This window comes from Stenotrophomonas sp. TWI1183, assembly GCF_039673115.1.
GTDB lineage: Bacteria > Pseudomonadota > Gammaproteobacteria > Xanthomonadales > Xanthomonadaceae > Stenotrophomonas > Stenotrophomonas maltophilia_AA.
Genome location: NZ_JBDJKZ010000016.1, coordinates 86,494 through 95,439, shown reverse-complemented (window position 1 = coordinate 95,439; position 8,946 = coordinate 86,494). Strand labels below are relative to the sequence as shown.

The 8,946-nt window shown below is 67.6% G+C and carries 7 protein-coding genes; 2 read left to right on the top strand and 5 right to left on the bottom strand.

What is annotated here, in order from left to right; genetic code table 11:
- Positions 1 to 34: 34 nt before the first annotated feature.
- Positions 35 to 469, bottom strand: coding sequence for a redox-sensitive transcriptional activator SoxR (gene soxR, locus ABE434_RS14530; protein ID WP_176990998.1), 435 nt, complete (start codon positions 467 to 469; stop codon positions 35 to 37).
- A gap of 91 nt (positions 470 to 560) precedes the next feature.
- On the opposite strand from soxR, the gene ABE434_RS14525 reads away from it, so the two are divergent.
- The gene (locus tag ABE434_RS14525; RefSeq protein WP_346479319.1) at positions 561 to 1,934 is read left to right on the top strand and encodes an MFS transporter; all 1,374 of its coding nucleotides are present in this window, start codon (positions 561 to 563) and stop codon (positions 1,932 to 1,934) included.
- Between the two features lie 20 nt (positions 1,935 to 1,954).
- Here ABE434_RS14525 and ABE434_RS14520 read toward each other — a convergent pair whose 3' ends face one another.
- Complete coding sequence (locus tag ABE434_RS14520) at positions 1,955 to 3,862, bottom strand: alpha/beta fold hydrolase (RefSeq protein WP_346479321.1); 1,908 nt, start codon at positions 3,860 to 3,862, stop codon at positions 1,955 to 1,957.
- 38 nt (positions 3,863 to 3,900) lie between these two features.
- A complete protein-coding gene (locus ABE434_RS14515; protein ID WP_346479320.1) occupies positions 3,901 to 4,878 on the bottom strand; it encodes a DUF4105 domain-containing protein in 978 nt (325 codons plus the stop codon).
- Between the two features lie 211 nt (positions 4,879 to 5,089).
- On the opposite strand from ABE434_RS14515, the gene ABE434_RS14510 reads away from it, so the two are divergent.
- Positions 5,090 to 5,500, top strand: coding sequence for a GFA family protein (locus ABE434_RS14510; protein WP_346479318.1), 411 nt, complete (start codon positions 5,090 to 5,092; stop codon positions 5,498 to 5,500).
- Here ABE434_RS14510 and ABE434_RS14505 read toward each other — a convergent pair.
- Both ABE434_RS14505 and ABE434_RS14500 read right to left on the bottom strand, forming a co-directional pair.
- Complete coding sequence (locus tag ABE434_RS14505; protein WP_346479317.1) at positions 5,497 to 5,718, bottom strand: hypothetical protein; 222 nt, start codon at positions 5,716 to 5,718, stop codon at positions 5,497 to 5,499. The genes ABE434_RS14510 and ABE434_RS14505 overlap by 4 nt on opposite strands.
- A gap of 110 nt (positions 5,719 to 5,828) precedes the next feature.
- A complete protein-coding gene (locus tag ABE434_RS14500; RefSeq protein ID WP_346479316.1) occupies positions 5,829 to 8,942 on the bottom strand; it encodes an efflux RND transporter permease subunit in 3,114 nt (1,037 codons plus the stop codon).
- Positions 8,943 to 8,946: the final 4 nt, after the last annotated feature.

Below are 8,946 nucleotides of genomic sequence, written 5' to 3'. Positions count from 1 at the left end.
GGTTGGAACTACGAGAGCCGGCCAGCGGCCGGCACTACTCCCAGCGGCGGGGGCCGTCGCCTTGATCGCCCAGCGTGTCGCCGGGATTGGTCAGCCGGCAGCGCTTCAACGACAGGCACCCACAGCCGATGCAGTCGGTGAGCTGGTCGCGCAGCAGCAACAGCTGCTCGATGCGCTGGTCCAGCTCGCTGCGCCACAGCGCCGACATCTTCGCCCACTCGGCCTTGGTCGGCGTCTTGTTCTCGGGCAGGGCGGCAAAGGCGGTCGCCACCGCTTCCAACGGCATCCCGACCCGCTGGGCCACGCGGATCACCGCCAGCCGGCGCAGCACATCGCGGGCGAAACGACGCTGGTTGCCGGCGGTGCGCAGGCTGCGGATCAGGCCCTTGCGCTCATAGAAATGCAACGCCGAGACGGCCACGCCGCTCCGCTTGGCGACTTCGCCTACACTCAGTTCCTGCGCGATCACTGCTTGACCTCAACCATGGTTCAGGTGGCATCCTGCGCGCCGCCGGGGGTGCACTGCAAGCCCGGCCCTCCTCCCGATGTCTGGAATCCGCATGTCCGTTGAAGTTTCCTCGCCGCCCACCACCACTCCGGTGGAGGACGTTCCGATCCCGTCGATCCTGTCGCCGGCCTATCGCGCGACCACGATCGGGATGGTCGCGCTGGTCTCGCTGCATGGGTTCGAGGCGCTGGCCGTGGCCGCGGCGATGCCGACCGTGGCACACGACCTGGACGGACTGCGCCTGTACGCCCTGGCGTTCGGCGGCACCCTGGCCACCAGCGTGATCGGGATGACGCTGTCCGGGCGCTGGAGTGACCAGCGCGGCCCGGCGCGGCCGCTGTGGCTGGGCCTGGCCTGTTTCATCGCGGGCCTGCTGGTGGCCGGATTCGCCCAGCACATGCCGGTGCTGGTGCTCGGGCGCCTGATGCAGGGCCTGGGCGCCGGTGCGATTTCGGTCGCGCTGTACGTGCTGGTCGGGCGCTCGTTTCCCGAGCCGATGCGACCCCGCGTCTTCGCGGCGTTCTCCGCCGGCTGGGTGGTCCCCTCGCTGATCGGCCCCAGCATCAGCGGCCTGATCGTGCAGCACCTCGGCTGGCGCTGGGTGTTCCTGATCGTGCCGCTGCTGGCGATCCCGGCCGCCTTGCTGCTGCGCCCCGCCCTGCGGCAGGTCGGCGTAGTGACTGCGGGCAGCACCGGCCGCAACGTCGTGCCGTGGGCAGTGGGTGCCTCGTTGGGCGCGCTGGCGCTGTACATCGGCGGGCAGCAGCAGGGATGGCGGGCCGTGGCGCTGCTGATGCCGGCGCTGGGCGTGCTGGCACTGTGCAGCTGGAAGCTGTTGCCGACCGGCACGCTGACCCTGCGCCGCGGGCTGCCCAGCGTGATCGCGCTGCGCGGGATCGCGGCCTCCGCGTTCTTCGGCTGCGAAGCATTCCTGCCCTTGCTGCTGCAGCGCGAGCGGGGGCTGACGCCCGTCGTGGCCGGTATCGCACTGAGCCTGGGCGCGCTGGGCTGGTTCTCCGGCTCGTGGCTGCAGGGCCACCAGCAGCGTGGCTGGTCGCGCCGACAGTTGCTGCAGGCGGGCGCGCTGCTGATGTGCGTGGGCATCCTGGCCACGTCGCTGGCGATCCAGCCGGGCATGCCACTGTGGTCGGCGATGATCGGCTGGGTACTGACCGGGCTGGGCATGGGGCTGATCTATCCCAGCCTGTCGGTCCTCACGCTGTCGCTGTCACCGCCGGCACAACAGGGCGCCAATACGTCCGCCCTGCAGCTCAGCGAAGCCCTGGGCGTGGCGACCACACTGGCCGTGTCCGGCTCGCTGTTCGCGCTGTTCCTGGACGGCCGGGAAGGGTTGGGCTACCTGCTGACCTTCGCGATCATGCTGGTGCTGGCGCTGTTGAGCGTCGTCGTCGCGCGGCGCATCTGACCGTCAGCGGGACACGCCCCTTACGGGTGCGTGTCGCCGACCTCTTTCAGGTCCTCACGCAGGATGCGGCGGATCTCCAGCACGGCCTGCGGGGTTTCCTGCACGCTGTGCCCGGAAATGATCACCTTCTCCGAGACCGCGCCGTCCAGGTGCGCGCTCCAGTACGGCACCAGGCCATCGTCGGACTGCAGCAGCGGCACGTCCGGTTTGCGCTGGGCAATGATCGAGTGGTACTTCAGGCCCGGGGTGATCGGCAGCGCACCGGCAGCTTTCACGAACGGATCGCTGGCCTTGAGGTTGTCGATGCTGTTGGGCACCTGCAGCTTCGTGGTGGTGTTGGCCGATTCGGATTCCTGCAGGGTCAGGAACACATCCTCGAACTTGCCCAGGATGGTGATCGGCAGCCGCACCAGCCGGCCGATCAGGCGCCCTACCCGATTGCCCGCGATATCCGTGCCCTTGTGCGGGGCGGCGATGAAGATCGCCCGCTCCACGTTCGGTTCGGCCGTGAAGTGCAGCAGCGGGCCCAGCTTGGTTTCGACCCGCTTGAGGCGCTCGCCCTTGAGGTCGTAGTTGGCCAGCAGGTCGTTCCAGAGCACATCACCGGAAGACGTCACCAGCAGGCGCGCAAGCACGCCGCCCATACTGTGGCCGATGAACACCATGTCCTTCGATGCCGGCGTGCTGCCGGTCGGATCGAAGTGTTTGAGCGTGTTGTCGAAGGCCTGGTTGATCTCGTAGCGGTTGAGCGCGATCGGGGCATTGGTCGGGTAATACACCTGCCAGACCTGGAAATGCCGGCGCAGCTCGGGATCACCCATGATCTCGTTGGCCACGTTCACCCACGCTTCCGGGCTGCTGCCCAAGCCGTGCAGCATGAAGATGATGCGGCGGTTCGGATCCCACGGCTGCATCAGGTACATGTGCGGCGCGCCGATGCCTTCGCTCAGGCCGAACAGCGTACGCAGCGACTGCGTGGCGAAGCCGGACTGCGCCAGCCACATACCGTAGGCGGCGGTGAAGTTGCCGGCCAGCGGCACCTTCTCGCCGTGCAGGTCCACGCTCTCGGTGGACTCGGGCGAGTACACATCGAACAGCACCTGGGTGGTATCGAGCACCTGCCGCAGGTCGTTGCCCTTGAAACGCAGCAGCGCGGTGGCGTTGATCGCCGACATCTCGCTGTACTGCGGAATCTCCGCCTTCTCGCCATCGGCCGGGGCCACCAGCTTGGGCGGATCCATGATCACCACCAGCTCCGCACCAAAGCCATCGCGCCGATAGGTGCTGCGCAGGCCGGCGAAGCTCACCGCCGAGGCGGACACCATCCGGGTCGGGATGCTCTGCATGCGCAGCTCATCGAAATCGGAGGTCAGCGTCCAGCGCTCACCGGCCACGGCGGCGTTGTAATCCTCGCCCTCGAGCGCGCTTTCGCGGCTGCGCTTGAACACCACCGCGGCGGTCTGCTCGGCGGCGTAGTTGTAGTAATCCCGGACCTGGGTCTGGCGATCCTCGAAGGCGCGGTCGGACGGCGTACGGCCACTGAAGAACAGATACGCATAGGCATAGCGCGCCGCTTCCAGCCACGCATCCAGCGCGGCATCGGACATCGGCGTTTTCTCGCGGTCCTTGGGCTTGGGGGTCAGCGCGAGCGCGGTCTTCACCCACAGCTCGGACTGCGCCGACAAACGCTGCTCCTCGGGCAGGACATCGGTGTCGGCGAGGGTCTTCTGGCAGGCGGTGACATCCTTTTCGCACTGCGCCACGTCCATGCCGATCACGCTCAGCGTTTCCTGCGAGGCGGCGCTGAGCTTGCCCGAGGTGAGCACGTCGCCACGCTTGTTGGCGAGGTACTCGGTCGGGGCCACCTGCTTCATGGTGACCATCGCACAGCCGCTGGAGAGCAGCAGCGAGAGCACCACGGCCGTCATCGGCAACGCGCGGTGCGCGAGCAGTTTCACAATGGACCTCATGGAACGCTTCCCTGCCCTGTCCCCGGAACATCCCGGCGGATCACCTGTGAAAAATCATCGTTTTCATTGCTCGCCCGCGCACGATCGGTAATCCGCCCGCGCGCCTTCAGCGTCTCGAACGGCACACCCGGTGTGAGCACACCGAGATCGCGTGCGTATTCGGCGAAGTAGCCCGAGGCCAGCAGCCGGTAGTCCATCGGCAGGCCCGGCGCGATCTGCCTGGCAAGTTCGTACACGATGGTCGTGCAGTTGCTGGTCAGCGTGTTGTAGAACGCCGGCGCGGCATCCAGCTTGCGGGCCTCGCCGAGATAGGAGACGAACAGTGCTTTGAGCTGCTCCTGGGTCATGCCGTGCAGGCGATACAGATAGACATCCTCGCCGCGTGCGTTGGTACGCGTGCGCACGATGTCGGTTTCCTCCGAGGCGACCAGGGTCATCTCGAACTTGCGGAAGAAGCCGCCGAGCGCGGAGAAGGACTCGCCGCGCTCCTTGCGGATCTCCAGCGAGAACACCAGGTAACGGCCGTCATCGAAGCCGAACGAGATCAGCGTGTGCGCGATCATGGGGCCCATCCAGTAGGACAGGATCAGGTCGGCCGAGCGCAGCTGATCCAGGTTGTACTCGCGGCGCACCCAGCGCGCGTCGTAGTCGGTCTCGCTGCGCCAGGTGAAGTCACGCACGTTGTCGAGCACCACGCGCGAGCCATCGACCTGGACCACCTTCAGGCGCTGGGCGACATCATCGGCCCAGACCCGGTCCTGGCGTGGGGTCAGCAGCAGCCACCAGATGCCCGAGAGCACCAGCGCCACGCCGTACAGCACGCCCGGCCAGCGCCCGGCGCGCGCACGCGCCACGCCGATCGCCCCGGTGACGGCGAACACGACCCACAGCCCGACCAGCAGATACCGCACCCAGCCCGGACCCGGCAGCTGGTAGGCCAGCAAACCGGTGATCCACAGCGCCGCCAGCAGCATCAGCAGCGCCAGCCCCCATCGTCCTGCCTTCTTCACGCATCGATCCGTCGTCTATCCGGGGCGCTAGTTAGCCATAACCCCTGTGTGCGCCGCATGTCGAGCCTGTTCAGCTTCGGGCCGCCGTTCACCCCGGGACCCCGCACCGGCTGGCTCCGCCCCCCGGGCCGGTCGCATACTTGCGCGATCAACGGCCATCAAGGAAGCGCCAGGCATGCAGGGTCTGACCACCGTGGGCGGGGTGCCCATCCAGCGCCACCATCTGCTGCGCTGCCATTGCGGGGCCGTGGTCCTGCGCCTGCACCTGCCCGACGGTGTGGTGTCGCCCCGCCGCTGCGACTGTTCGATGTGCCGACGACGTGGCGCGATCGTCGCCTCGGTCAAGCTTGCCGATCTGGAGGTCGTGCAGGGCCATGACGTCCTGCGCCTGTACCAGTTCAATACCCACGTCGCGCGCCATCACTTCTGCAGCGTGTGCGGCATCTACACGCATCATCAGCGCCGCTCGTCGCCGGACGAATACGGCTACAACGTCGGCTGCCTGGACGGGGTCAATCCGTTCGACATCGGCGAGGTACCGGTCAACGACGGGGTGAACCACCCGTCCGATGCGACCCGCGCTTAGCGGCGCTCGCGGCCCGGGCCGATCTTCTGCCACGGGGCCATGCCCTTGCGCCCATGCAGCAGCGGGCGCTTGAGCGGCAGCCGGCGCGGCATCGGGATGCCCACCCCGGGCGCAGCCGTATCCTCGCGTAGGGATTCGGCGCGCTGGCCGACCAGCAGTGCTGCCACTTCTTCCAGTCCATTACGCATGGCGCGGGCCGCCGTCTGCAGGGGATTCATGGCATGTCTCCAACCGGTGTGGGGACGATCTACGCTACTGCCGCGCCGGCATGGAAACCGTGAATGGAATGGGTCAGAAAGATGAAATCGCGCGGCCAACGCCCCGCCGTTCAGGGCGTTGGCGGTGACACCGGCTTCGCCTTGCCCAGCCGCCGCACCAGCACGAAGAACAGCGGCACCAGCAGGATGGCCAGCAGCGTGCCGGAGAGCATGCCGCCGATCACGCTGACGCCGATCTCGCGCCGGCTGACCGCACCGGCGCCGGTCGCCAGCGCCAGCGGGATCACGCCGGCCACGAAGGCCAGCGAGGTCATCACGATCGGCCGCAGGCGCAGCCGCGCGCCCTTCAGCGCCGCGTCCACCGCCGAACTGCCCGCGCGGTACTCGGCCTCGGCGAACTCGACGATCAGGATCGCGTTCTTGGCCGACAGGCCGATCGTGGTGAGCAGCCCCACCTGGAAGTAGATGTCGTTGACGAAGCCCGCCGCAGTGGTGGCGATCACCGTGCCGATCCCCCCCAGCGGGATCACCAGCATCACCGCCACCGGCACGGTCCAGCTCTCGTAGAGCGCGGCCAGGCACAGGAAGATGAAGGCGATCGAGGCCGCGTACAGCCACAACGTCTGGTTGCTGGACAGCTGCTCCTGGTAGGACAACCCGCTCCACTGCAGTGCGAATCCAGGCTGTTCGGCCACCAGCGCCTGCATGGTCTGCATCGCCTCGCCCGAGCTGCGCCCTTCGGCGGCGCTGCCCTGTAGCTGCATCGCCGGCAGGCCGTTGAAACGCTGCTGCAGCTGCGGCCCGCGCGACCAGTGGCTGCTGGCGAAACTGGCGAACGACGCCATCTGTCCGTTGCTGCCGCGCACGTACCACTGGCCGATGTCGTCGGGCACACTGCGGTAGGGCTGGTCGCCCTGCACATACACGCGCTTGACCCGACCGCGGTCGAGGAAGTCGTTGACGTAGGTGCCACCCCACGCCGAGGACAGCGTTGAATTGATGTCGGCCTGGGCCAGGCCCAGCGCGCTGGCCTGCGCCTGGTCGATGTCCAGATGCAGCTCGGCCTTGTCGCCGAGCCCATTCAACCGCACCGAGGTGAGCCGGTCGTCATCGCCGGCGGCCTGCACCACTTTTTCCTGTGCGGCCTGCAGCGCCGGGCGGCCGGCGGCGCTGTTGTCCTGCAACCACAGCTCGAAGCCGCTGGACTGCCCCAGCCCGCGCACCGCCGGCGGCGCCAGCACGTTGACCTTCGCATCGGGCAGGTGGCGGAACCAGGCGTTGGCGCGGGCGATGATCGCGCCGGCACTGTGCCTGGCATCGCGTTCGGCCCACGGCTTGAGCGCCATGAACCCCTGCCCTGCATTTTGCCCGGTACCGGCGTTGTTGCGGCCGACCACCACGAACACCACGTCCAGGCTGTCCTTCTCGTGTTCCATGAAGTAACGGCTGATCTGCTCGCCCAGCGCTTCGGTGCGCGCCATCGGCGTACCTTCGGGGGTGGAGAACTGGAACGTCACCTGGCCCTGATCTTCCACCGGCAGGAAGCCGGTCGGCATGCGTGCGTACAACACGACCACGCCGATCACCAGCAGCAGGTAGAACGCCATCCAGCGCCGCGGGTGCGTCACGATTCCGCCCAGCTTGCCGCGGTAGGCATTCTGGCTGCGCTCCACGCCGCGGTTGAACGCGGCGAAGAAGCGGCCGGGCGGCTTCATTGCGCTGGCCGGCTTGAGCAGGGTCGCGCACAGCGCCGGGGTCAAGGTCAGCGCGACCAGCGCCGACAGCGCCATCGCCGAGGCGATCGTGATCGAGAACTGCCGGTAGATGATGCCGGTCGAACCGCCGAACAGTGCCATCGGCAGGAACACCGCACCGAGCACCACGGTGATGCCGACCAGCGCACCGGTGATCTCGCCCATCGACTTCTCGGTCGCCTCGCGCGGCGGCAGGTGTTCCTCGTGGATGATGCGTTCGACGTTCTCCACCACCACGATCGCATCGTCCACCAGCAAACCGATCGCCAGCACCATCGCGAACAGGGTGAGCGTGTTGATGGTGAACCCGGCCACCGCCAGCACGCCGAACGTGCCCAGCAGAACCACCGGCACGGTGATCGCCGGGATCAAGGTGGCGCGCAGGTTCTGCAGGAACAGGAACATCACCACCACGACCAGCACGATCGCCTCGATCAGGGTGTGGATGACCCCCTCGATGGAGACCCGCACGAACGGCGTGCTGTCGCGCGGATAGGCCACTTCCAGCCCCGGCGGGAAGCTGGGCCGCAGACGCTCGATTTCGGCACGCACCGCATCGGCGGTTTCCAGTGCGTTGGCGCCGGAGGCCAGCGTCACCGAGAAGCCGGCCGCGGGATAGCCATTGAGGAAGCTGCTGGTCTGGTAGTTCTCCGCGCCGATCTCGACCCGCGCGACATCGCCCAGGTGCACCGCGGCGCCACTGGGCAGCGTGCGCAGGATGATCGCGCGGAACTGCTCGGCGGTCTGCAGCCGCGACTGTGCGGTGACGGTGGCGTTGAGCGCCTGCTCCGGCCCGGTGGGCAGCGCACCCAACTCACCCGCGGTGACCTGGGTGTTCTGCGCCTGGATCGCGGTGCGCACATCCGAGGGCATCAGATCGAACGCGCGCAGCTTGTGCGGGTCCAGCCAGATGCGCATCGCATACGGCGAACCGAACACGTTGATCTCGCCCACGCCGGGAATGCGGCTGATCGGGTCCTGCACGTTGCTGACCAGGAAATCGGAGACATCCACCCGCTCCATGCGCCGATGGGTGTCGTACAGCGACACCACCATCAGCGAATCGCCCTGCGATTTGGCCACGGTGACGCCTTGCTGCTGCACTTCCTGCGGCAGCCGGTTGATCGCCTGGTTGACGCTGTTCTGCACCTGCACCTGGGCGATGTCCGGGTTGGCGCGCTGGTCGAAGGTGACCGTGATCCGCGCCTGGCCCGAGGACGAACTGGTGGAGGAGAAATACAGCAGGTGGTCGATGCCCTTGATCTGCTGTTCGATCACCTGGGTGACGCTGTCCTCCACCGTCTGCGCCGACGCACCGGTGTAGTTGGCGGTGATGTTGACCTGCGGTGGCGCGATATCCGGGTACTGCTCCACCGGCAACTGCGTCACCGCGATGGTGCCCAGCGCCATGATGCAGATGGCCAGGACCCAGGCGAAGACCGGGCGGTGGATGAAGAAGCGCGGCAGCATCGGC